The 25,017-nt window shown below is 34.4% G+C and carries 23 protein-coding genes, 1 other RNA gene and 2 riboswitches; of the genes, 5 read left to right on the top strand and 19 right to left on the bottom strand.

The window, feature by feature from the left end; translation table 11 throughout:
* Nucleotides 1-777 carry a DeoR/GlpR family DNA-binding transcription regulator gene (locus AC4CVH_RS07800; RefSeq protein ID WP_490787189.1) on the bottom strand — a complete coding sequence of 259 codons (777 nt, stop codon included), beginning with the start codon at nt 775-777 and terminating at the stop codon, nt 1-3.
* Nucleotides 778-999: 222 nt separating this feature from the next.
* Here AC4CVH_RS07800 and AC4CVH_RS07795 point away from each other — a divergent pair, with 222 nt between their 5' ends.
* On the top strand, nt 1,000-1,893 hold the full coding sequence (locus tag AC4CVH_RS07795; RefSeq protein WP_490787188.1) for an MBL fold metallo-hydrolase: 894 nt from the start codon (nt 1,000-1,002) through the stop codon (nt 1,891-1,893).
* 13 nt (nt 1,894-1,906) lie between these two features.
* Here AC4CVH_RS07795 and AC4CVH_RS07790 read toward each other — a convergent pair whose 3' ends face one another.
* The 9 genes from AC4CVH_RS07790 to purE all read right to left on the bottom strand — a co-directional run bounded on the left by AC4CVH_RS07790 (nt 1,907) and on the right by purE (nt 11,206).
* Entirely contained in the window at nt 1,907-2,962 is a 1,056-nt protein-coding gene (locus AC4CVH_RS07790; protein ID WP_490787187.1) for a hypothetical protein, read from the bottom strand.
* A 16-nt stretch (nt 2,963-2,978) separates the two neighbouring features.
* The gene (locus AC4CVH_RS07785; RefSeq protein ID WP_490787186.1) at nt 2,979-3,968 is read right to left on the bottom strand and encodes a phosphodiester glycosidase family protein; all 990 of its coding nucleotides are present in this window, start codon (nt 3,966-3,968) and stop codon (nt 2,979-2,981) included.
* Between the two features lie 170 nt (nt 3,969-4,138).
* Nucleotides 4,139-5,386: a phosphoribosylamine--glycine ligase gene (gene purD, locus AC4CVH_RS07780; RefSeq protein ID WP_490787185.1), complete on the bottom strand. Its 1,248-nt coding sequence runs from the start codon at nt 5,384-5,386 to the stop codon at nt 4,139-4,141.
* A gap of 14 nt (nt 5,387-5,400) precedes the next feature.
* Nucleotides 5,401-6,900, bottom strand: coding sequence for a bifunctional phosphoribosylaminoimidazolecarboxamide formyltransferase/IMP cyclohydrolase (purH, locus tag AC4CVH_RS07775; protein WP_490787184.1), 1,500 nt, complete (start codon nt 6,898-6,900; stop codon nt 5,401-5,403).
* Between the two features lie 43 nt (nt 6,901-6,943).
* The gene (gene purN, locus AC4CVH_RS07770) at nt 6,944-7,558 is read right to left on the bottom strand and encodes a phosphoribosylglycinamide formyltransferase (RefSeq protein WP_490787183.1); all 615 of its coding nucleotides are present in this window, start codon (nt 7,556-7,558) and stop codon (nt 6,944-6,946) included.
* Entirely contained in the window at nt 7,546-8,541 is a 996-nt protein-coding gene (gene purM / locus AC4CVH_RS07765) for a phosphoribosylformylglycinamidine cyclo-ligase (protein ID WP_490787182.1), read from the bottom strand. The genes purN and purM overlap by 13 nt, the downstream gene beginning before the upstream one ends.
* Before the next feature lie 42 nt (nt 8,542-8,583).
* Nucleotides 8,584-9,993: an amidophosphoribosyltransferase gene (gene purF, locus AC4CVH_RS07760; protein ID WP_490787244.1), complete on the bottom strand. Its 1,410-nt coding sequence runs from the start codon at nt 9,991-9,993 to the stop codon at nt 8,584-8,586.
* A gap of 24 nt (nt 9,994-10,017) precedes the next feature.
* A complete protein-coding gene (gene purC, locus AC4CVH_RS07755) occupies nt 10,018-10,725 on the bottom strand; it encodes a phosphoribosylaminoimidazolesuccinocarboxamide synthase (protein WP_490787181.1) in 708 nt (235 codons plus the stop codon).
* A 1-nt stretch (nt 10,726) separates the two neighbouring features.
* A complete protein-coding gene (gene purE / locus AC4CVH_RS07750) occupies nt 10,727-11,206 on the bottom strand; it encodes a 5-(carboxyamino)imidazole ribonucleotide mutase (RefSeq protein ID WP_490787180.1) in 480 nt (159 codons plus the stop codon).
* A gap of 128 nt (nt 11,207-11,334) precedes the next feature.
* A riboswitch (purine riboswitch) is annotated at nt 11,335-11,435 on the bottom strand.
* A gap of 154 nt (nt 11,436-11,589) precedes the next feature.
* On the opposite strand from purE, the gene AC4CVH_RS07745 reads away from it, so the two are divergent.
* Nucleotides 11,590-12,189 carry a GDSL-type esterase/lipase family protein gene (locus AC4CVH_RS07745; RefSeq protein ID WP_490787179.1) on the top strand — a complete coding sequence of 200 codons (600 nt, stop codon included), beginning with the start codon at nt 11,590-11,592 and terminating at the stop codon, nt 12,187-12,189.
* Here the strand turns inward: AC4CVH_RS07745 and AC4CVH_RS07740 are convergent.
* The 4 genes from AC4CVH_RS07740 to AC4CVH_RS07725 all read right to left on the bottom strand — a co-directional run bounded on the left by AC4CVH_RS07740 (nt 12,186) and on the right by AC4CVH_RS07725 (nt 17,744).
* Nucleotides 12,186-12,776, bottom strand: coding sequence for a YdcF family protein (locus AC4CVH_RS07740; protein ID WP_490787178.1), 591 nt, complete (start codon nt 12,774-12,776; stop codon nt 12,186-12,188). The two genes, AC4CVH_RS07745 and AC4CVH_RS07740, sit on opposite strands and share 4 nt — an antisense overlap.
* A gap of 177 nt (nt 12,777-12,953) precedes the next feature.
* The gene (locus tag AC4CVH_RS07735; RefSeq protein ID WP_490787177.1) at nt 12,954-14,384 is read right to left on the bottom strand and encodes an NCS2 family permease; all 1,431 of its coding nucleotides are present in this window, start codon (nt 14,382-14,384) and stop codon (nt 12,954-12,956) included.
* A gap of 74 nt (nt 14,385-14,458) precedes the next feature.
* A riboswitch (purine riboswitch) is annotated at nt 14,459-14,558 on the bottom strand.
* 171 nt (nt 14,559-14,729) lie between these two features.
* Nucleotides 14,730-16,361 (bottom strand): N-6 DNA methylase family protein, encoded by a 1,632-nt coding sequence (locus AC4CVH_RS07730; RefSeq protein ID WP_490787176.1) that lies wholly within the window; start codon nt 16,359-16,361, stop codon nt 14,730-14,732.
* 30 nt (nt 16,362-16,391) lie between these two features.
* Complete coding sequence (locus AC4CVH_RS07725) at nt 16,392-17,744, bottom strand: MATE family efflux transporter (RefSeq protein WP_490787175.1); 1,353 nt, start codon at nt 17,742-17,744, stop codon at nt 16,392-16,394.
* A gap of 332 nt (nt 17,745-18,076) precedes the next feature.
* Between AC4CVH_RS07725 and AC4CVH_RS07720 the strand changes: the two genes are divergently transcribed.
* Nucleotides 18,077-19,216: a S1C family serine protease gene (locus AC4CVH_RS07720; protein ID WP_490787174.1), complete on the top strand. Its 1,140-nt coding sequence runs from the start codon at nt 18,077-18,079 to the stop codon at nt 19,214-19,216.
* A gap of 18 nt (nt 19,217-19,234) precedes the next feature.
* Here AC4CVH_RS07720 and lgt read toward each other — a convergent pair whose 3' ends face one another.
* Together lgt and AC4CVH_RS07710 are read right to left on the bottom strand one after the other, a co-directional pair.
* Complete coding sequence (gene lgt / locus AC4CVH_RS07715; RefSeq protein WP_490787173.1) at nt 19,235-20,002, bottom strand: prolipoprotein diacylglyceryl transferase; 768 nt, start codon at nt 20,000-20,002, stop codon at nt 19,235-19,237.
* Nucleotides 20,003-20,080: 78 nt separating this feature from the next.
* A complete protein-coding gene (locus AC4CVH_RS07710; RefSeq protein WP_490787172.1) occupies nt 20,081-21,352 on the bottom strand; it encodes an NRAMP family divalent metal transporter in 1,272 nt (423 codons plus the stop codon).
* A 186-nt stretch (nt 21,353-21,538) separates the two neighbouring features.
* On the opposite strand from AC4CVH_RS07710, the gene AC4CVH_RS07705 reads away from it, so the two are divergent.
* Nucleotides 21,539-22,159 (top strand): DUF1232 domain-containing protein, encoded by a 621-nt coding sequence (locus tag AC4CVH_RS07705; RefSeq protein ID WP_490787171.1) that lies wholly within the window; start codon nt 21,539-21,541, stop codon nt 22,157-22,159.
* A gap of 7 nt (nt 22,160-22,166) precedes the next feature.
* On the opposite strand, the gene AC4CVH_RS07700 is transcribed toward AC4CVH_RS07705, so the two are convergent.
* Nucleotides 22,167-23,039, bottom strand: a complete 873-nt coding sequence (locus AC4CVH_RS07700; protein ID WP_490787170.1) for a radical SAM protein — start codon at nt 23,037-23,039, stop codon at nt 22,167-22,169.
* A gap of 114 nt (nt 23,040-23,153) precedes the next feature.
* On the opposite strand from AC4CVH_RS07700, the gene AC4CVH_RS07695 reads away from it, so the two are divergent.
* Entirely contained in the window at nt 23,154-23,651 is a 498-nt protein-coding gene (locus AC4CVH_RS07695; protein WP_490787169.1) for a hypothetical protein, read from the top strand.
* A 194-nt stretch (nt 23,652-23,845) separates the two neighbouring features.
* Here AC4CVH_RS07695 and rnpB read toward each other — a convergent pair.
* Both rnpB and AC4CVH_RS07685 read right to left on the bottom strand, forming a co-directional pair.
* Nucleotides 23,846-24,193, bottom strand: an RNA gene (gene rnpB, locus AC4CVH_RS07690) — RNase P RNA component class A.
* Nucleotides 24,194-24,244: 51 nt separating this feature from the next.
* On the bottom strand, nt 24,245-24,955 hold the full coding sequence (locus AC4CVH_RS07685) for a zinc ribbon domain-containing protein (protein ID WP_490787168.1): 711 nt from the start codon (nt 24,953-24,955) through the stop codon (nt 24,245-24,247).
* Nucleotides 24,956-25,017: the final 62 nt, after the last annotated feature.

Genomic DNA, 25,017 nt, shown 5'->3' with positions numbered 1-25,017 from the left:
CTATTGCTGATCATGTGTCGCCATAACATTTATACCATGTTCTCTATATTTTTGAAGTACCTCTTCCTGTGAATTGCCATCAGTAATTATAGTATCAATTTGATTTAAATCTGCAAAACTCGAAATAGAATTAACTTCTAATTTTGAAAAATCAAGCATGGCAATAACCCTCTGCGCTCTCGATATCAAAAGTTTTTTCAATTCAGCTTCATATATATTGAACTCTGTAAGCCCCTGTTCAATCGTAAAACCTCTTGCAGATACAAAGGCTATATCAGCATTCATTTGAGAAATCAAATTTTTTCCAAGCAATCCTTCGATTGACCCAGATTTAGGTCTTACTACACCACCTACAAGAATTACATTTATGTTACTATTGTCTTTAAGCTCAAAAGCTGTGTATATCCCGTTTGTTATGACAGTAATCCTAAAATCAGTTTTACTCAAATACTTTGCAAATGACATTGCAGTGGAGCTTGCATCTATTATTATACATTGACCATCTTCCACAAATTCATATGCTTTCTTACCAATACAGTTCTTCTCAGATTGATTTTCACTTTTTCTATTTGGAAAACTTAAATCCTGCTGTATAGCCTGTGGCAGCACCGCTCCACCGTGTATCCTCTTTAAAAGTCCATCCTTTTCCAACTTGTTTAAATCATTTCTTACAGTACATTCGGAAACATTTATCAATTCACTCAAACTATGGGTTGTAATTTTTTTGTTCTCATATAATAGGTCTAATATTTTATTATGTCTTTCAAAAGCAAGCATATCACTTTATCTCCTTATCAATTAAAGTTATAAATAATATATTACGATAAAAAACGAAAACTATACTCTATTAAACAATTATATCAGATAATAAACATAATAAAAACCATAAATAATCAATTTTGTCCTGAAAGGTATCCTAGTGTATAATAAATTGACAAGTAATACTATAATTCTTTGAAAAGACTCAAATGTTTCTTCATTAGAAAGGACTGATTTCAAATGAAACTAAATAAAATAAATGGAAACACATATTATATAGATGCCCCAACAAATGTTGGAGTATACAAGTTCAAAAATAAAAACTGCCTTATTGTAGATTCAGGGCTTAACAATACCGCAGCAAAAAAACTGGATGATATACTTGCCTCAAACAGCCTTCATCCAAAATATATAATAAATACACACAGCCATCTCGATCACTGCGGTGGAAATCTATACTTCAAAAAAAACTATCCTGGAATCATAGTATACTCATCTATAAAAGAAAAGCTCTTTATGGAAAATGAGGATCTCCATCCTTCAATTTTAAGCTCCTCCTATCCAATAAAGGCTCTTAACAAAATCAACAAGCCTATTGAAGTTGACTACATAGCAGAGTATGGTATAAATAAAATAGGAGACGAAAAATTTAATATATTACCGCTTCCAGGTCATTCAATAGAGCATATAGGTATGGTTTCAAATGATAGAGTATGCTTTCTCGGTGATTCTATATTCAGCAGTGAAATACTTGAAAAATACTCATTTCCATACTTGTACAACATATCCGACACCATAGAAACATTAAATAGAATAAAAGAAATTGATGCAGACTACTTCCTAATAAGCCACTCCCGCGGAATTGTCTCAAAAAACGATATTTCAGAACTTGTAGACAAGAATATAACAAATATTGAAAACTACAAAAATGAGCTGCTTGAGCTGCTCGAGCAGCCTCTAACCCGTGAAGACATTCTTGAAAATATCTCCATATTAAATAATCTTGATTTGAACTTCAATGAATATTATCTTGACTTCGCAGGAGTTTCAGCTTTTATATCATATCTCTATAATGAAAGACTCATAGACTACTCCATAGAAGACGGAAAATTATACTACTTTAAGGCAAAGTGAAAAGGGACACTGTTTAATCAAACAGTGCTCCCAAAACCTTATTTCCATCCCTGCTTATTACACCATAATTATACACCCCTATAAGATTTCCCTTGTATTCAACAGTTTTCTTCTTTGTGATTTCAGTCACTGTGTTCTCGGATGGATTATTTACGCATATTCTTCCATCTCTAATTACGTATATATTTTTCCTGTTTGTTTGCTTGGAAAGATTATATACTTTCCAGCTGCTTCTTTCCTTGTTCAAGTCTTCAACAAATATTTTATTTATATTGTCGTCATTTCCATTTCCTATGTATACCCTCTCGTTATCATCCGTACCAAGCAAATAATGCATCGCATTTTCGCCTGTTGCAATTACATCTCCTCTTTTACCGACTCTTATTCTATTCGCACTCCTGTCTTCATAAACAACCTGATCTCCATCTTCATTGTTTATTGCAGATATATTCCCAAGTTCTATTCCTCCAAAATTAATTTTGTTCAAAGCAGTCATACGGTCTATTCTATATATTCTTGCAGCTTCTCCCTGCGCACCTGATGTCACATAAGTCACATTGCTCGCACCTGAAAATGCTACATTTTTAACTTCATAGCTGCTGTCTGGAAGGAGTATCTCAAGCGGCTCGTTTGAGGAGTTCTTTCTCTCTTCTGTAGAATTCCTCTTGGCATCATATGCTACAAATTTAAGATAACTTGAACCTCCCCGTGTAAACTTCTCCAGCATGAGGATGACATCACTTTCAAGATCCCATCTATAATATGAGAGATCTGAATCATCATCAACATCCACTTCCTTCTTGTCATTATTTTCTGTATTCACAACATATATACTTCCATCCTCATAGTAGGAAACATAGTTCCCATTATGTGATATTTTTATATTCTCTGCATCATCAGGAACCTTTACCTTTATCTTTGTCTTTGCTTCCCTACTTGACGTATCAACTTTTTTTATATTAAAACTTCCCTGGTTTTTTACATAAAATTTATCTACAAAGAACAGCCCTGCCATTTCAAAAATCAAAGGTATCAAGGTCCACACAATAATTCTCTTAAGTACTTTCATTAAAACTACACTCCTTCTAAGGTTCTACATAAACTGCAGTAGCTACTGTTCTCTCACCATTCCAGTCGCATGGTGTGTTTATTACCTCTCCATTGTAATACATAGTTGCAGATGAACCTCCATCAAGGTCTGCTGCATTTACCACACCTCTTTGCATCATTATGTTCTGAACTTCATTTATAGTAGCACCAAGTTTTATCCCTTTTCTGCCATCTATTACAAGAAGTACAACAGTACCATCTTCCTTCTGCCCAATGGCAGTTCTGGGATTACGTCCTTTGTCACCATTGAAAACAGTTTTTCCATTTATTATAAGTGGATTGTTGAAAGAAAGTGCTTCCTTTACTCCCTGATTTAAGAGTTCTTTAAGGCTATGATACCCTACTATCAACTTTCCAGACGAGTTGAATGCAGATACACTTAACTTTTCATCTGAATTTACACTTTTATTTATGCTTTTTCCTTTTGATATTACAATTCCTTCAGGATATGCGCCAGTACCTGTCCATAATTTTCCATTTGATGCTTTGTCCTGAAATCCCCCGCCATTTATTGCTGCAACTGCATTATTATCTCTGGCTATTTCACTTGTCTTTTCTCCAACTTTTCCGAGATGCTTTGTATAGCCTATTTTAACTCTTGTTGGATCTTTAACCTCAAGTATATACCCATCAAATCTTGTACCTGGTATTTCATATTGCTCTATTCCCTTGTCGTTCCTGTGCTCTATATTTACTCCTTCTTGATTTTCCTCCTGTTTTCCATCTACTTCTCCTGTCGCATTTTTATTCATTATCTCATTTATCTTGTCTTTCGACAAAAACGTAGTTGCTATGTACTGATGTGTGAAAGTCTTCATTGCAGTGCTTACAACCATATCCCTTACATCTGTAAAGGGCCCATAAAAAACAAGAAGTGGTGCTGCTACAATGAATACTATAATCTCATATATTATAAAAAATACGAAATTTCTAGAAACTTTCTTTTTTCTTTTGCGCTTTTTCATGCAATTACCTCCACAAAATAGGTGTTATCTTACTGTAAACAAACATTACAAATAATATTTTACTATTATTCTTAAGTTATTTCTACTAAAAAAGTAATTGTAAAACATTTGTAACTTTTCTATGTATACTTTAAAAGCACTCTGGACAAACATCCAAAGTGCTTTTAAAGTTACTCTCCTATATCATTCCTAAAGTATTTTCCGCTAAACCTTATCTTTTCAAGATCATTATAGGCACTTTCGACAGCTTCGTTGAGATTTGATCCTGTGCCATAAGTACACAATACCCTTCCGCCGGATGTCTTGAACTTTTCATTTTCAAATTTCACACCTGCTGCAAATAAATTTTGAACATCTTGAATTCCTTTTATTTCAAATCCAGTTTTGTAATCCATAGGATATCCTTTTGAAACGGCAACTACACAGCAGCATGCTTCATTTTTCCACTTCAAGTTGAATTCCGAAAGCTTCTCAGAGAGACAGCTTTCCACAAGGTCAACAAAATCACTTTCCATAAGTGGAAGCACTGCCTGTGTTTCAGGATCTCCCAGTCTAACATTGTACTCAAGAAGATATGTGCCCTTTTTAGTTATCATAACTCCAAAGAATATTACACCCTTGTAATCAAACTCTTCATTTTTTATTCCATCTATAGTAGGCTTGAGTATTTTTTTATCAAAATCCTCCAGCACTTCTCCAGTACAATATGGATTAGGTGCTATTGCTCCCATTCCTCCCGTGTTAGGACCTTTTCCCCCATCATATATCTGCTTGTGGTCTTTTGCTGATATAAAAGGCACTATTGTCTTTCCATCAGTTACAGAAAGTATGGAAGCTTCAACTCCTTCCAGGAACTCTTCTATTATTATTTTTCTTCCAGAACCCTTGAATATATCATTTACCATAAACTTTTCTATGCTCTTAAAAGCCTCTTCATAGTTTTCACATATGGCAACACCTTTTCCAGCGGCAAGTCCATCCGCTTTTACAACTATAGGATAACTGCACTTTTTTATATATTCAAACGCAGGTTTTGAATCTTCAAAGCTCTCGTATTCCGCTGTTTTAACCCCGTACTTTTTCATAAAAGCCTTTGCATATCCCTTGCTTCCTTCAAGCTGTGCACCCCTGGAATCCGGCCCGAATATTTTAAGTCCCTTAGCCTTGAACTCGTCAACAATTCCATATACAAGAGGAACTTCGGGCCCAACTATAGTAAGGTCTACATTATTTTCAACTGCAAAATTTGTTAGAGCCTGAACATCATCATCATTTACATCTATATTTTTACATTTCTGTCTTCTTGCCGTTCCGCCATTTCCTGGTGCACAAAATATAGTTTCAACGTTTTGGTTCTGTGAAATCTTCCATGCAATAGCATCTTCTCTTCCCCCTGAGCCAACTACAAGTATCTTCAAAAAAATCCCCCCATTTAGTGTTTAAAATGTCTTACTCCTGTAAATACCATGGATATGCCGTTTTTATTACAGCCATCTATTGATTCCTGGTCTCTTATTGAACCACCCGGCTGGATTATTGCTTTTATGCCGTGCTTTGCAGCTTCTTCTACTACATCTCCAAAAGGGAAAAATGCATCTGATGCAAGAATAACTCCGTCACCTGCTCTATCAAGTGCATGACATGTAGGCCATATTCTATTTACCTGTCCTCCGCCTATTCCTTTCGCCATAAAGTCCTTTACAACTACAATAGCATTTGATTTTACATATTTACATATCTTCATTCCAAATATCAAGTTGTCTATTTCATCTTTGGAAGGTTTTTTCTCTGTTACAACTTCCATTTTCTCTGCAAACTTTTCATCCTTTGACTGAAGAAGTATTCCTCCATCAACTTTTGCTATTTCAAAATCCGATGTAGGCTTTTCAGTGCACTTTATAACCCTTAAATTTTTCTTCTTTCTCAAAACCTCCAGCGCATCTCCTGAAAAATCAGGCGCTATGACTATTTCAAGAAATATCTTGCTTATTTCCTCGGCGGTTTCCCTGTCAAGCTTTCTGTTTACAGCTACAATTCCACCAAATATTGAAGTTGAATCACACGCATATGTCTTCTTGTACGCATCAAGAAGTGTAGAACCCAGTGAAGCACCACATGGCGTGTTGTGCTTTACTCCTACACAGCATATTTCCTCAAATTCATTTACTGTTTTCCATGCAATGTCCATGTCCTTTATATTGTTGTAGGAAAGTTCTTTCCCGTTTAACTGTTCAAAATTTTTCATAGGTGCATTTCCAACTGTTTTTGTATAATAAGCTGCACTTTGATGTGGATTTTCGCCATATCTTAGACTTGAATTTTTTCTATATGAGAGTGAAAGATATTCAGGATATTCTTCATTCAAAAGGAAATTTGAAATTGCAGCATCATATGCTGACATTAAATTAAATACCTTTCCTGCAAACTTCTTTCTAGTGTCAAAATCAACTTCACCGTCATTTTTTAAACTTTCTATTACCCCATCATAATCCTCTACATCTGTAAGCACAATAACATCCTTGAAATTCTTAGCTGCCGCCCTTATCATTGTAGGTCCGCCAATATCTATAAATTCAACCTTTTCCTCAAAACTTATGTCACTTGCCGCCTTGTCAAAGAATGGATACAGATTTACAACTACCATGTCTATTGGAGTTATGTTCTTTTTTTTCAAAGTATCCATATGCTCCTTGCTGTCACGCCTGGCAAGTATACCTGCATGTATTACAGGATGAAGTGTTTTTACTCTTCCGTCAAGTATCTCTTCAAAACCTGTTATGCTTGAGATTTCAACTGCCTGTATGCCATTTTCACACAAATATTTGTATGTACCACCTGTAGATATTATTTCCACATCTTTTTCAGTTAAAGCCTGTGCCAGTTCAAGAAGGCCGCTCTTATTATAAACACTTAACAATGCACGTTTTATCATATATTTATAACCTCCACACTTTTTATAAAAATAAATAGTCCTGTTAATCCAGAATGCTTACTCTCCTGCCTTCTACCTTTACTTTGCCAAGAGAAATAAGTTTCACAACTTCTGGAAGTGCCTTATGTTCTTCTTCAAGTATTCTTTTCTGCAAACTTTCTGCTGTATCTTTAAAATATACAGGAACCGTTCTCTGAATTATTATAGGACCGCTGTCAGTGCCACCATCTACAAAATGTACTGTACATCCAGACACCTTCACTCCGTATTCAACAGCTTTTTCATGCACCTTCATTCCATACATTCCATTTCCACAAAATGCTGGTATCAAAGATGGGTGTATGTTTATTATTCTATTTTCAAACTTCGAAATCAAGTCACCTTCAAGTATCGAAAGCCATCCTGCACACACTATAAGGTCAACTTTTCCATAAAGCAGTTTCAGTATACAGGATGAAATATCATTCCCGTATACCTTTCTGTCAAATACATAAGTATCTATTCCATTTTTCTTAGCCCTCTCAAGTGCATATGTCCCTTTTCTGTCACTTATAGCAGCTTCAATCGAACATCCTTTAAGATATCCACTGTTTACACCATCTATTATAGATTGGAAATCAGTACCTCCTCCAGAGACCAAAACTGCTATCTTAAACATACTTCTTTATCTCCTCTTTCCACATTTCCTATTACATAAGCTTTCTCACCTAAATCAGAGAGTTTACGAACTATCAGGTCAGCATCCTCACGTGCAGCACATACAACAAAACCAATACCCATATTGTAAGTATTATACATTTCTTCTTCCGGCACACCAAGCTCAATTATATGCTTGAATATCTTTGGAACAGGAAAGCTTCTCTTATCTATAATAGACGTAAAATCTTCCTTGAACATTCTTGGTATATTTTCAAAAAAACCACCGCCTGTTATATGTGCCATAGCTTTAATTTGAAAATTTTTAAGCAATTCCCGTACAGGTTTCACATATATTTTTGTTGGAGTTAAAAGTTCCTCTCCAATAGTTCCATTTAAAAAAGGAGAATCCAGATCTTTAACTACTTTTCTTACAAGCGAGTATCCATTGCTGTGTACACCACTTGATCCAATTCCTATAAGTACATCTCCGCCTTCAACTTTGCTTCCATCTATTATCTCATCTTTCTCTACAACGCCTACAGCAAATCCTGCCATGTCATATTCGCCTTCATCATAAAATCCAGGCATTTCGGCAGTCTCGCCGCCAATCAGCGCACATTCCGATTGAAGACATCCATCCGAAACTCCCTTTACCATATCCGATGCAACTTTTGCATCAAGCTTTCCACAAGCTATATAATCAAGAAAGAATATCGGCTTTGCTCCATGACACAATATGTCATTTACACACATTGCAACACAATCTATCCCCACAGTATCATATTTCTTTTCATGAAAAGCTATCTTGAGTTTAGTACCAACCCCGTCGGTACCTGATACCAACACGGGATTTTTATAGGCACCGAGTTCGAACATACCTGCAAAACTTCCAAGACCATTTAAAACCCCTGGAATAAATGTCGATTTTGAATATTCCTTCATTAGCTTTACTGATTTATATCCTTCTTTTATATTGACGCCGGAATCCTTATAGGTTACCACCAGTGTATCACCCCTTGAAAATATTTATTCATACGAACTAATTTATACCATGCTTTTACTGTATTCCTTGTCCGGTGTAGACATTGGATATTTACCATTGAAACATCCAAGACAATAATCCTTGGTTTTCTTTTTTCCAAAGGATTCAACCATTCCTGGAATATCTATATATGCAAGACTGTCTGCACCTATTTTCTTTCTTATTTCTTCAACAGAAAAATTTGCCCCAATCAATTCTTTTCTATAAGGCGTATCAATTCCAAAATAACATGGGAACTTAACTACTGGTGAGGAAACTCTAAAGTGAACCTCTTTTGCACCTGCACGTCTCAAAACTTGTACAAGCCTTTTGCTCGTAGTTCCCCTTACAATTGAATCATCCACAATAACCACTCTTTTGCCTTCAACATTCATCTTTAAAGGATTGAGCTTCACAGATACAGATTTTTCCCTGAGTTCCTTTGAAGGTGCTATAAATGTCCTCGCTATATACTTATTCTTTATGAATCCTATACCGTACGGTATTCCCGAAGCCTCTGCAAAGCCTACTGCTGCAGGTATTCCAGAATCCGGAACACCTATTACCACATCTGCCTCCACAGGACTTTCCCTATATAATATTTTACCAGCTTCAACTCTGGATTTATATACATTTATTCCATCTATGGTACTGTCTGGTCTTGCAAAATAAACATACTCAAAAGAACATGTTTTGCATTCTATAGCTTCAGTAAACCTGTCAGATTTCAATCCACTTTTGTCTATAGTTACAATTTCCCCTGGAAGTACATCTCTTACAAAATCCGCTCCTACAGCATCTAACGCACAGCTTTCAGAACACAGCACATAATTATCATTTATTTTTCCAATACAAAGCGGTCTGATTCCATTAGGATCTCTTATTCCAATGAGTTTGTCTTCAGTTAATACAACAAGTGCATACGAACCTTTTATGTTTTTTAAAGAAGATGAGATGGCATCTTTCAAATTACTCTCTTTACTGTCGACTATAAGGTTCAATATGACTTCAGTATCAGCTTCACTCTCAAAACAGCAACCATATTTTGAAAGTTCATCTTTTACAATTTTCGCATTTACAAGATTTCCATTGTGAGCTATGGCAATACTTCCATTTTTGTAGTCTTTTAAAATTGGCTGCGCATTTTCAATATTGCTGGAGCCTGCTGTAGAATATCTTACATGTCCTATTGCACTTTTACCTTTCAAGCTCTGGAGTCTTTCCCTGTCAAACACATCAGCCACAAGTCCCATTTCTTTGTAGCATTCAAGCTTTTGTCCGTCTGAGACGGCTATTCCCGCACTCTCCTGTCCTCTATGCTGAAGTGCATAAAGGCCATAGTAAGTTATAGAAGCCACATCCATATCATCATTCGTACAAAATATACCAAATACTCCGCATTCTTCTTTAAGCTTATCCTCTGAAATGTGCATTAGATTCTTTCCTTTCTCTATCAATTATTTACTGCTGATTCTGCTTAATATTTCCTCGTAAGCTTCCTTTACATTTCCCATATCTCTTCTAAATCTGTCTTTGTCTAGTTTTTCGTTTGTCTTTGAATCCCAGAACCTGCATGTATCCGGTGATATTTCATCGGCAAGAAGTATCTTTCCATTGAACTTTCCAAATTCAAGCTTAAAATCTATAAGCTTTATGCCCTGTTTCAAGAAAAATTCCTTTAAAACTTCATTTATTTTAGAGGTCATCTTGTATATGGTGTCAAGCTCCTCCTGAGTTGCATATCCAAGTGCAAGTGCATGGTAATCATTTATAAGAGGATCTCCAAGATCATCATTTTTGTAACTAAGTTCAAATACAGTAGTCTTAAGAGCAGTTCCCTCTTTAACTCCCAGTCTTTTTGCCATGCTTCCTGCCGCTACATTTCTTACGATAACCTCAAGCGGAACTATCTCAACCCTTTTGCAAAGTTGTTCCCTGTCACTGAGTTTCTTTTCAAAGTGACTCTCTATTCCATGCTTTTCAAGAAGTTCAAACAACATCGAAGTTATTGTATTGTTCAAAACACCCTTGTCGGATATCTGCCCCTTCTTCTCACCATTAAAGGCAGTTGCATCATCTTTGTAATATATTATAACTTTTTCCTTATCTTCAGTTTCATATACCTTTTTTGCTTTTCCCTCATATATCATCTTTCCTTTTTCCATATTATAATTCAACTCCCTCTCCGTTTTCTCTAATAAATTTTTCTTTCATATTTTTTCTATACTCAACTAATTTGGATTTTAGTTCTGGATATTTCAATGATAAAATTTCCACTGCCAGCATTCCTGCATTATAGCTGTTGTTTATTCCGACTGTAGCTACAGGTATTGCTTTTGGCATTTGAACTATGGAAAATAATGAATCAAGCCCTGAAACTGCTGCATTTATCGGTATTCCTATAACAGGGATCGTAGTATTTGCTGCAATAACTCCTGGAAGATGTGCCGCAAGTCCGGCCCCTGAAATTATACACTCGCATCCATTTTCTTCAAGATACTTTACTGTCTCTACAAGTTTCTCAGGAACCCTGTGTGCAGACAATACATATGCCTTGTATTCAATGCCAAACTCTTTCAATGCCTTTGCTGCACCTTTCATCTTATCCGTATCAGAACTGCTTCCAAATATAATTGCTACCTTCATTTTAATCCTCCTCAAATTTTTCAAATATAATTGATTTAAAAATATAAAAAAGGCCCCAACAAATCCATAATTGAATCCAGCGAAGCCTTGAACAGACAAAACAATTTGCAACTTGACGTAAAACATCAAGTTACTAAAACTCTATCCATAGACGGGAAATTTACGGCTTCCTGTAGAAACTCCTAAACCTCATTATTAGGATTATATGGACTACTTAATATTTATGATATAATTTATATTAACACATAGGATTGTATAATTCAATATATTATTTTAAATATGTATTGTAATATTCGTATATCAGCAGTCAAGTAATGTATCTCTATAAATAACGTTCGGGATGGTACGTACATTAATATTTTTATGAATATGGAGGTAATATTTTGAAAAAAATTGTATGTATAGGTGACAGCCTTACAACCGGATATGGAGTTTTTAAAGAAGATTCATGGATAAACAAATTAGGACAAGACTCCGGACTTGAATTAATAAACAAAGGTATAAACGGAGATACCACAGCCGGTATGCTTTCAAGATCATTCAAAGATGTGGTAAATATAAAACCCGACTTCGTATTTATAATGGGTGGGACAAATGACATAATGTCAAATATGTCTCTTAAAAATACAGAAAATTGTATATGTGAGCTTGCAGATGAAGCATTAAAATACAACATAACACCAGTAATCGGAATCCAGCCTCCGATAATCGGCAGCATGGCATATATCCACTGGAGCCACGATGCTGATTACCGCAAAATAAAACAGCAGCAGATAAAATATAAAAACTGGATCATTTCCCAATGCCGCCGGCAGAAAATCAAGTATATTGACTTTTTTGAACTTTTTTATTTTGAATTAAAAACTACAGCTCCAGACGAACTATTCATAGATGGGATTCATCCCTCAAAAAAGGGACACAAATTGATGGAAGATCTTATGATCTCAAAATTCACGGAAACATTCAACTTCAAACATGCCTAAACTTTTTTAAGCATGTTTGAAATGGAGTATTTCCAAACTGCAGGTATTTCCCTAATATAACCTAATATTTCATGTCCTTTATATTCTGAAACAAAAACTCCTGAATAAGTTGCTTGCATTTTCTGGCTGGAAGCTTCAATTGAAGCTCTTTTCAAGTGATACTTGTTTGAAACTACAACTGCACTCTTGAAACCATTAACTTTCATTATAGCTTTGGAATTTGCCAGATTTTCCTGTGTGGAATAAGATCTTTCTTCAGCTATTATCTTTGAAGCATCAATTCCTTTATATACCAGATAATTTTTCATGGCAGCAGCCTCCGATATATTCTCTCCGCTTCCCCTTCCACCTGAAACAATTATATAGCTTCCATATCCTTTATTGTAAAGTCTCAGCCCTTCTTCAAGTCTTGCTTTTAAAAATGGGCTTGGAGTAGTTCCATACACCCTGCATCCAAGAACTATTATGCAATCAGATTTCTGCGGTTTTGAGTTTTCTCCAAAAAATATAACCTCAAATTCCGTAAGCAATACTGCTACAAATAAAACAGTAGTGAGACACAATGCCGCCTTCACAGATTTTCTCATACAAAACCCACCTGTCTTTAATATATAATAAGATGTTACTATCATAGTTTATAACAGATGACATTTCAACTGCACAGGCTCATAATTAATATTTTATTAAACTATGTATTTAAAAAAACAAAATGGATGGCTGAATATGAGCCATCCATTTTAGGCATAAACCGTTAATTCCAATTTTTATGAAATCAGTGCAAATCTCAATATAAATAATACTGCGAGTACATATACTATAGGACTAACTTCCTTGTATTTGCCTGTAACAACTTTTACTATAGGATAGAATATTATAGCCGCTGCAATTCCATTTGCTATACTGTAACTGAAGGGCATAAATGCTATTGCAAAGAAAGCTGGAAGCGCCTCTGTAAAATCATCAAAATCAATTTTAGTAACTGCACCCATCATAAGCACCCCAACTATTATAAGTGCAGGTGAGGTTGCTTCTGTAGGTACAATTCCAACAAGTCCGCTGAAGAAAATTGAAAGTATAAAAAGTATTCCAACTGTAAGTGAAGTAAGACCTGTCCTTCCACCTTCTGTTACACCGGACGTTGATTCTACATATGTACTTACAGTACTTGTACCAAGCATTGATCCTACAGTAGTTGCAACTGCATCTGAAAGAAGTGCCTTGTGCATGTTCCTTACTCTTCCGTTCTTATCAAGCATCCCTGCCTTCTGTGCAGTTCCAACAAGTGTACCTATAGTATCAAATAAATCAACAAGTGTAAAAGTTAAAACTACCATGACTATACTTGTTAATGCCCCCATGATACCTGCTTTTCCAACTCCAAGCAGTCCATTAAAATCAAAAGCAAACATTGTAGGTGCAAGTGATGGAGGTCTGCTTATAATATGTATACCTGTAAGATTGGTTACACCAAAAGGTATGCCTACTATAGTAGTAATTATTATTCCTATAAGTATTGCTCCCCTCATCCTTCTTGCCATTAATATTGATGTTATAAGTACACCTATTATTGCTACAAGAACATGTGGTGTTGTAAGTTTTCCAAAAGCAACAAGCGTCGATGGATCAGATACAACAATACCTGCATTTTTAAGTCCTATAAGTGCTATAAAAAGTCCTATACCACCTGATATAGCAAGTTTTAAATTTTGAGGCAGTGCATCGACTATTTTTTCTCTTATTGATGTAACCGTAATTAATATAAAAATTATTCCAGAAACAAAAACAGCTGCAAGTGCCTGATGCCATGTATATCCCATTCCTATGCAAACACTGTAGGTAAAAAATGCATTAAGTCCCATTCCCGGTGCCTGTGCAAAAGGAAGATTTGCATAAAGTCCCATTATAATTGTTCCTACAGCAGCAGCTATACACGTAGCCGCAAATATTGAAGCCACTATAGGATCGTTTATTGACGAAATTCCCGCCTTAAGTGCAGCATCACCAACAAGCCCTTTTGTGTTCATACCAGCCTGCATAAGTACACTAGGATTTACAAAAATTATATAGGCCATTGTTATAAAAGTAGTTATACCTGCAAGAATTTCCGTCCTAACAGTAGTATGATTCTCAGAAAGTTTAAAATAATCCTCTAAAAAAGATTTTTCATGTCCACTTGAACCCTTAGGTTGTTCCATATATTTCTACCTCCAATTTTAAAATAAAAAATTTTAAAGTTTAGGCAGGATTGAACCCACCTAAACTTTTCTAATTACCTAATGGATTCACCCATAGTCAGGAATTTTGGCTTCCCGGTAGAGACTCTTGAACCATATTATCAAGATTATATAGATGATACCTTAATATTAAATTTACATTAAACAAGAAATTTATAAATTTCTTATTTATAATATCACCCATGACTTTTAAAGTCAATATATTTTCTTAAAAAGTAATCTAATATTCTATGCTTTATGTACTATACCATCATTATAGATATAATAATTCGTATTGTAACGAATTATTATCAAAATTCAAATATACTATTTATTTACCATATCAAGTATTTTTTGTCTATTTTGACCTTCTATCTTATACAATGAAAATATCATATCATCAAGTTCATTCTCCAATGCAATTTTCATATCCTGACTTTCGCATGAACTTATACATGATACGGTTCTTGAAATCTTTTTCTGTAATGATTTCGTACACTTTTTTACAGGTATTCTCTCAAGTATGTATTTTTTTATTTGAGGCATTGATTTGCAATTTGTAACAAGGAAATTTCTATAGTACCACTTTATAAGTTTTGAATTCAATATTCCAAGAACATACTCTGCCTCAAAGTTATCATCGCATATTATTCCGTAAAGTGACTGCTCTATTATACATCCACTATAATCTATAGCAGCAATTATATCTTTTCCTGTTTTTCTCATAATTATTTTCTTTTTAAATTTAAGTTTTTTTATATCTCTGGTACCGCCCTTTATATTTTCCTCTTTAAATTCATAATAAAACTTTTTCACAACAGCATACTTTTCTATGCTTTTACCCCTTAGTATACATGTTTGGCAAGTGCTCAATCTTTTCTCTGAAATTATGGAACTTTTTCCTATAAACCCTGTAAATGTAGTAGCCATGTCTCCTAAAAACACACTTTGAGATTCAATTTTGTATTTTATATCGCAAAACTTTATATACACAATTCCATAAAAACACATATTGAGGCTTCTCATGTAACTTTCCTGTTTCACAATACATGAATCCTTGCCTTCTTCTACAACTACACCATTTTTTAAGTTAAATTTTTTCTGCATTATAAAAATCATGCAATCCGTATTTATCCCGGGAAACTCAATTCCAAATGCAACATATACTATATTGTAGTTTTCAAGTATTTCCTTTCTAAAATCCCTATAATACAGATTTTTTGCAAACCTGTCTGGAATTACAAATCCAAGTTTCCCTTTCTTCTCAAGTACTTCAATTGATCTTTTTATAAAATACTCATATAGATTTGGAAGATACCTGTTTCCATGATATTCATTCATGTAGTATTCTAGAAGCTTTTCATCCGCATTGTTCCCAAATTTTCTACTAAGCGATACCCATGGAGGATTCCCTACAACATAATTGTATTTTCTACCCCAGAAAATTGATAGCTCATCTTTTGAAGAATTTTTTTCCCACCTTACAAGACTATTGCAACATACTATATTAATTTGCTGCAGGTTTTTATTTCCAGACACTCTTATTAAATTTTCTTTTGCAATTTTAACGGCTTCTGCATCTATATCCGCACCATATATGCAATTTTGAATTATATGATAACTCAGATTTTTAATATTCCAGTAATCATATCCATATATCTCACATGTTTTTTGATTTCTAACTACTTTATATGTAGATGAATTAAATTTTTTTCTTAGATCTGAAAGTCTTTTGTAAAACGCATTATATAGAACTTTATATACACCCAAAAGAAAGTATCCACATCCACAGGATGGGTCGAGTATTCTGACAAACGGATTGTCAAGAACATCAACATCCCCAAGGGCTCTTTTTAAAACCTTATCTATAATTGAAGAAGGTGTATAAAAGGTCCCATTTTTTTTCCTGAGTACACTGTCAATAGAATTTTCATAATCCAAACCAATCATCTTATCCATTTATATACTTCCCATATTTAAATCTTGGAGTTATGCTTCAGCTTTTTCAGTTTTTAATTTTTTAAGCTGAAAAAATAAGAAAAATGCCGTAAGTATTGAAGAAATTCCATCGGATACAGGTGCAGATATCCATACTCCATTGAGTCCAAATATTCTAGGAAGTATGAAGAGCATCGGTATAAGAATTATAACCTGTCTCAAAAGTGCAAGAAACATTGATACTTTTGCCTTTCCTATTGCCTGAAAAAAGTTTGAACTAACAACCTGAAAACCAACTACAGGAAACATGATCATAAACAGTTTCAATCCATTTACCGCAATATTCGTAAGGCTTTTGTCCGACTGATTGAAAAATCCTACGAGAGCTGTTGGAAAAACATGTGCTATTATAACACCTGCAGTTGATATTGTAGTTCCTGCTATAATTGCAAGTTTAAGTGTCTCCTTAACACGCGCATATTGCCTTGAGCCATAATTAAAACCTATTATAGGCTGTGCTCCCTGGTTTATTCCGAATATAGGCATAAGAACAACTGTAGTTATTCCATTTATTATTCCTAATGCTCCTATTGCCAAATCCCCTCCATAAATTCCAAGACTTCTGTTTAAAATTACATTTACAAGACTTGCTGCAAGCTGCATTGCAAAAGGCGACATTCCTATTGTAAATATACTTATTATTATATCTTTCTTCAACGAGAGATTTGATCTTCTTATCTTAAGAAGACTTTTCCCCTTTATAAAGTAGTGTACAACCCATACCATACTTACAAACTGTGATATAACTGTTGCAACAGCAGCACCTCTTATACCAAAATGTAAAATGTATATAAATATGAAATCAAGTACTATATTACAAATTGCACCTATGAGCATGGTAGTCATTGCCTTTTTGGGATCTCCCTCGGATCTTATTATGTTATTGAGTCCAAATCCAATTATCTGGAATATACAACCTGCAAGAAGTATTGTTATAAACTGTCTTGCATAGACTATTGTATTGTCACTTGATCCGAAAGCCCTTAGCATTGGATTTACAAATAACAGTCCAAAAAATGTTACAATAATCCCCACTATCACAAGAAGCACCATTGCATTTCCAAGTATTTGCTCAGCGTCATCCTTTTTCTTCTGTCCAAGTTTTATCGAAATTCTGGCAGCAGCACCAATACCAACAAGCATTCCGAAGGCCATTATAAGTATGGATATTGGGAAAGTTAAACTCACTCCCGATATGGCAAATGCCCCCACAACTCTTCCAATAAATATCCTGTCTATTACAATATACATGGAATTTACAAGCATACCGACAATTGCAGGTATTGAAAATTCCATAAGCAATTTGCTTATTTTCTTATCTTCAAGTTTTGCTGAACGCTCCAAATTTATACCCCCTTTTATAATTAAAACTGTTTCTGTGCTTTTTAATCCATGGAACTGAGAGTTGTTTTATCTTCCCTAAAAACAACCCTCTCATACAATCAATCATTTCTTTGTATTAGAACATGACTTAAATAAGCGTACAATATATGCTATAATATTAAAAAATTATTGTCAATACAATATTTGAATATCCATTCAAAAATATATATTTTAATCGCCATTATAAAATTCATAAAACAAAATTGTCATAGCTAATTAACAATTTTGACATAGTACTGTAACAATAAAAAAGTAGTATGTTATATAGAAAACCTACAAGGAGGTATCTGCATATGGTTGATTTCAAACACAAACTAAATTTCCACAACAATAAAATTGTATCTTCCATAATAGTGGCACTTGTATCAAGTATAGTTGGAGGATGCATATCTGCAGCAGCATTTTTGTATATTTTACCCAGCACCAATTTTTTCAGAAATACTCCTCTATATCAAAATATGGTCAATTCAAGTTCCTCATCCGGTCAGGGAACTACTAATGCCTCTCCTGTATCAACAAACACTGTAAATACGGGAACTCTTACAATAACACAAATAGCTAAAAAAGTAAGTCCCGCCGTAGTTGGAGTTTCTGTAAAAACTATTACAACTGACAATACTTTCGGATTTTACTCGGACAACAGCAGCAGTGAAGAAGATGGCATGGGTTCTGGAATAATAATAAATTCAGATGGCTACATACTTACAAACTATCATGTAGTACAAGGTGCTGAAACCGTAAGCGTAATACTCAACAACAAAAAAGAAGTTCCTGCAAAAGTTGTAAATTACAATGCAAACCAGGATCTTGCCGTAATAAAAGTAACAGAAAAAACTACAATGCCTGCCGTAGCGGAACTTGGAGATTCATCAAAAGTTCAGGTTGGTGATTCTGTAGTTGCAATAGGAAACCCTCTCGGGAAAGAGCTTCTAGGTTCTGTAACAAGCGGTATAATAAGCTCAACAAACAGAGCCATAAGCGTTGGCAGCACAACTCAAAACTTTATCCAAACAGATGCTGCAATAAACCCTGGGAACAGTGGAGGTGCTCTTGTAAATTCAAAAGGTCAGGTAATTGGAATAAATTCTGCAAAAATAGGTGGAAATGGAGTTGAGGGAATAGGATTTGCAATTCCTATAAATACTGTAAAATCAAAACTCAGCAATCTTCTGAAGCCATCTCTTACAATAGGTATAATTGCCGCCAATTCAAACGAAGGGGTATATGTGGAAGGCGTCCAAAGTTCAAGTCCTGCTGAAAAAGCCGGTCTTAAAGCTAATGATGTAATCCAGAAATTTGACGGCAAGAAAATTTCAACTGTAAGTGACTTAAATACTTTGAAATCAAAGCACAAATCGGGAGATGTAATTTCAATTGTAATTCTAAGGAATAACGATACTAAAGAGCTTAATCTCACATTGGAAGAATCATAGAAAATAGAGCTATCACAATTATGTGACAGCTCTATTTTTCAGCTTAACTGCTATAAAAAATATTAAACTAACTAAAACTCCAATAAGGCTCACAAATTGTGCAACCCTTATAGGTCCCAGCATAAGACTGTCCGTTCTGAGTCCTTCAATAAAAAACCTTCCAAGTGAATAAAGTCCTATATACGAAAATATCACGCTTCCTTTTACATGATCTTTTCTCAATACATATAAGAGAATAAAACATACTGCAACATCCCATACTGATTCATATAAAAAAGTAGGATGGTAGTACAGTCCATTTATGTGCATTCCATTTTGTATGAATAATGGAAACCTGCTTATAAAAGCGTAACTCACCTGTCCCCCATGTGCCTCTTCATTGAAAAAATTGCCCCATCTTCCAATTCCCTGTGCAAGTATTATGGAAGGTGCTACAAGATCTGCAATTTTAAAGAAATCCTTTTTTCTATGTCTTGTATATATATAAGCTGCTGTAATAGCAAATAGAAGTCCTCCGTGTATTGCGAGTCCTCCCTGTCTTATATTGAACACGTTAAGTAAATTGTCTCTGTAATCTTCAAATTGGAATATGACATAATAAGCTCTTGCTCCAATTATTCCAAATGGGAAAGCCACAAGAAACACGTCTATGATTGTATCAAAATCATAATTTTTCCTCTTACAATTAATGCTTGCAAGTAAAAATGCTGCTGCAACACCGCAGGCTATAATAATTCCATACCATCTAATCTCAAAGCCATTTATAGAAAATGCCACTGGATTCACAATACGTCACATCCCTTACTAAAGAATAGATTTATTTTACCAATATTAATAACGAAATACAACCATCTTTTCAAATCCTCATCCTGCAATAGAATTGAATATAAAAAGCCCTATCATGGTTACAAGTATCAACGCAACTACACGTGCCCTTGCATTTTGAGACCTGTTATTTACATACTCTCCCATGATTTCTTTTTTATTCGTCAGCATTATTAAAAATAAAAGTACCGGCACCATTATAAGTCCTCCAACAACCTGTGTCAGCATTGTAATGTAATTTAAGGGTATGCCTGGAATTATACTTATTGCAGCAGCCAGAACCACACTTCCTATATAAATCAAATAAAATCCTGGTGCATCAGATATCTTTAAGTCAAGCCCCATTTTCCATCCAGAAGCTTCAGATACACACCATGTAGTCGAAAGTGATATCGTAATCGATGCTAAAAGTCCCGCATTGAAAATCCCCACTCCAAATAAAATTCCTGAAAATTTCCCCGTAAATTTAAAAAAAGCTTCTATTATTGAAGAAGGTCCGAGATTGTTTACACCTCCAACTTTTCCAAATAATGCAGCCCCCGATACAATTACACATACTGCAATCACAACTTGAACAAAACATCCAACTGCAGTATCAATACGCCCCATCTTAATATTGTTTTTTTTAATTCCCTTGTCCAGACAAGCACTGCTCTGAAAAAATATCATCCATGGAGCTACAGAATTGCCCACCATCGCAACAATGTACCAAAAGACATTGGAATCTGATGAAACATATTTTAATTTATCGAAAATTTCAACTGCACTGCCAACATGAGGGCCTGCGATGAATGCCAATATTACAAACACTATATTTGAAAATCCTATAGCAACAGACAATCTTTCTTTTGTAGAATATCCGGAAATAGTAATAATAAAAATAACAAGGAGCATGCTTACAAGGACCCCAATCCACATTGGTATGCCTACAAAGGCAAGTCCGGCAGACATCCCTATGAATTCAGTTACAAGCATCATGATATTTTCTATAAAAATAGCCGCAACATTATATTTCATCCAGTGTTTGCCGTAATGTTTTCTTATAAGACTTGTAAATCCGGTTTGAGTTACAACACTGAGCCTCATGGACATCTCCTGCACAGTATAAGTAATCAAAACAAGAAAAATTGTAAAAGGTATAAAAAAACTTATTCCAAATTTCATTCCAGTTATACAATATGAAATAAGACCTCCTGCATCATTGTCGCCTATAGCGGCTAGAAACCCTGGTCCTATTAAAATCCACAAAAACAAAAATTTATTTTTTCTTTCAAATTTATCTTTACACAATTCCTGTTGAAGTTCACTCATTTTTTGCTCCTTTCCAGTTCGAAAAAAACCTGCCTTGAAATATTTAATTCTAATACATAATATACTTAAAACTCAAAATTGTTTCTTATTTATCAACTTGATGTTGAAATTATAAAAACTGCTTAAATATTGTTTTTAAATAAGCATATAATGTACTAATAATATTTTTGTGAGGTAATAATTGTTATGGATTCATCCGCAAAAAAATCAGGGCTTGGAAAAATACTGAAATCTGCATTAAAAGACAAATCAATTTCCATGAGAAAGTTAAGTAAAATTACAGGAATAGATACTGCAACAATCTCAAGAATTATAAACGGGAAACAATCTGCAAACATAAATCATATGGAAAAGTTTTCAGAAAAACTTGGTATTCCAATGGAAATTTTACTAAAATCTGATGGCTACAACGTAGGCATAAAAGAAAATGACTCCTCTGAAATGCTTGATGTAATTGATTCCCTGAATTATAAATGCGACACTGAAAAAATAAATGAGGAACTTAATAAATATCAGCAATATGCTCTAACAGCAGAAGGTAAAAACATAATATATAAAAACTTTGAAAAAAAACTTACTAGCGTAAATGGAAGTGGTTTTTTTGTAGAAAAGCTTGAAAATATGTATAAAGATTTTTCAGGTGAGAATTTGTCAAAAGAAAAACAGTCCATAATAGGCAGTGCTCTTTTATATTTCATACTTTCCACGGATATAATTCCCGACTACATTTTTCCAATCGGATACATCGATGACATAACTGCACTCAAATTGGTAGATAAAAAGCTGGAAAAGCTCAAAGAAGGCTAACTCCAAGTTAAAGCCTTCTAAGCTGTTCCGGTCTATATCCTTGTTTTTCTTTTAAAACACTGTCTATGAGATCAAGCAGCATCTCCTTGTCCTGCGGCAGTGTTCCCCTGAGTGCCACATAATTTGAAGCATGATTGCTTCTGAATACACAATTTGATACAGATTTTATATTAAAGATAAGTTCCCTTGTTTCAAGCATAATCTTTTCCGGATCAAGTATTTTAAATTTTCCTGAATTAATTTCATTGAAAATCTCAGTTCCATTCTCTATCATAAGTGTAAGAAGTCCAACATAATCTGGATCTATGCTGTTTATAACCTGTGCGGATTCTCTTGCATGTTCATGCAAAAGTTCTTCTCCGCCTATTCCCGAAATAAATGTAATTGAAAGTTTAATGCCGCTTTCTTTTATTTTTCTTCCAGCTTCTATAATTTCTTTGGAGGTCACACCTTTTTTTATATGTTCAAGAACGATATCACTTCCACTTTCAACTCCCATATATAACATTCCAAACCCAAAGCTCTTAAGTTCTTCAAGATCTTCTTTAGATTTTCTTAGAATATCCCGCGGAGTTGAATAAGCTGAAATCCTTCTGCACTCAGGAAACAGCTCTCTTATCTTTGTACATATTTTCCTCAATCTGTCCATTCCAAGTACAAGCGCATCTCCATCAGCTAAAAATATTCTTTGTATATTGTTGAATGTCTCTCTTGCCTCGTAAAGATCTTCATATATATCTTCAATATCCCTTATCCTAAATTTTTTGCTCTTATACATACTGCAAAAACTACACTTGTTATGTGCACATCCTATAGTTACCTGGATTATTAAACTTCTTGCCTCGCTTGGAGGCCTGTATACCACACCTTCATATTTCAATCTTAACTCCACCTCAACTTTTTCCCAACATCTCCTTGGAATAATAATATTATTTCTTAATTTAAGCATAATATTATTATAACAATTTATTATTACGATAGAGGTGTTTATAAGATGAAAAAATTTTTTTCAATAATGGCAACAGTATTAATTCTTGCATCAGGTCTTGCAGGATGCGGAGACAAACAACAATCCAATTCCATAAAAGACAAAACTCAAAGCATAGTGAATAAAGGCAAAGATGATGTAGTAGACTTTCCTAAAAATTTAACTAATGACATTGGTTCCGGCAAATTATTCGTATCTGACAAATCAACCAGCTCAACTACAGACAGCGGAAAAGTTCCCGTTGTATATACAAATAAAAATGATAAATCCGGAAAAATAGAATTGAATTCCAGCGGACTCAACAGTGAAAATACGAGCTATATATTTATAGACGGTATTTATAATTCCAAAAAACATCTTTCCGGCAAGGCTACTATAAAACTGAAATCAGATGCTATAAAGGCAGGGAAACATAAAGTGGATATAGTTCAATTTGCAAACAACAAAACATCAGACAAAGTAATAACCCATAAAACAGCCTATTATGAAATCCAATCGAAATAAAGTCTACTATCAATTTTGATATTGTTTTCAATTATTTCAATTACGTGGTATACTATAAATGCTCCAAGAACTTTTTTCATGTTTAAACTCTTTAGCCAGCCCTAAAAAGGTTGGTTCTTTTTTTATTTGTTTCTGAGTATGGCAAATTGGTGGCAAATAAAAAAACACTAAGCTGTAAAGCCAGTGTTTTCAATGGTTTGAGTAAATCTATAAGCCGAGTTCTGTATTAGACAATCATCTATCTAGGCCTATTGTTGCCAGTAGGCTCCAGCGATACTACCCGAAAGCAAAGCGGGCCACTTTTTTTGATGCTTCCCTATTCGATCTTGCTCCAGATGGGGTTTACATAGCCGCAAAGTCGCCATTGCGCTGGTGAGCTCTTACCTCGCCTTTCCACCTTTACCGAAAATAATTTCGGCAGTATATCTCTGTTGCACTTTCCTTCAAGTCACCTTGACTGGGCGTTACCCAGCATCCTGCCCTATGGAGCTCGGACTTTCCTCTCCTGTATTAAATACAGCAGTGATTGTCTGACTTACTCGCAGGTAAAATGATATCACAATTCGGGATTATTTACAACACTATATTTAATATTAGTTTACATCTTTACAATGAATTATTCTTCCACAGTTGTCGCAATATACTATTTTTTTATTTTTCTTTATATAATCCAGAGTTATAGCTGATACTTTCATTCTGCATCCCTGACATACCCCGTTTAAAATCTCCGCTGCACCACTTCCCTTTGCCTTGAATATATTATTGAATTGTTCAAGCAGTTCTTCAGGTACAAGCTTTTCCATATCTTCTAAATTGTCTTTTGCCTTTTGTACCATTTGCTGCGATTCTGCCATATAATTGTTATATATATCCCTGCACTTATAAAACTCATCTCTCAATTTTACAAGCTCCTCTCTTTTTTCACTCTTTTGTTTCGAAAGTTCCTCCTCTCTGCAAAGGAGTTCAAAGCTTTTATCCTCCATACTTGAGGCTTCCCGCTTTTTAGCTTCTATCGATTTTTCCATGCTTGTTATAAATTTCAAATCATATTTCGTATTACTGTAAAGCTTAGCCTCATCCTTTTCAAGTTCCTTCCTTGTTGCTTCCAGTATATCTCCGGATTCTTGAATTTCATCCTTGAGATTTTTCAAATTATTACTTACTGTAACATATATTTTCTTATGGTTCTCAAACTTATTTTTAATATTTCTCAAATTATTTATTGCTTCAATGTTTTTCGAATCCTTACCTGCATTTTCTATTATCTTTCTATTTTCCTGAATCTTAATTAATAAATCCAGCATTAGACTACCTCCCTCTAATATTTAAACTGTACTTGAATAAAAAAAGTAGAAATGAACATACA

The organism is Clostridium pabulibutyricum (genome assembly GCF_058242705.1).
Note: the sequence above shows the minus strand (reverse complement) of the source record. Positions and strands in the feature narration are given on the sequence as shown.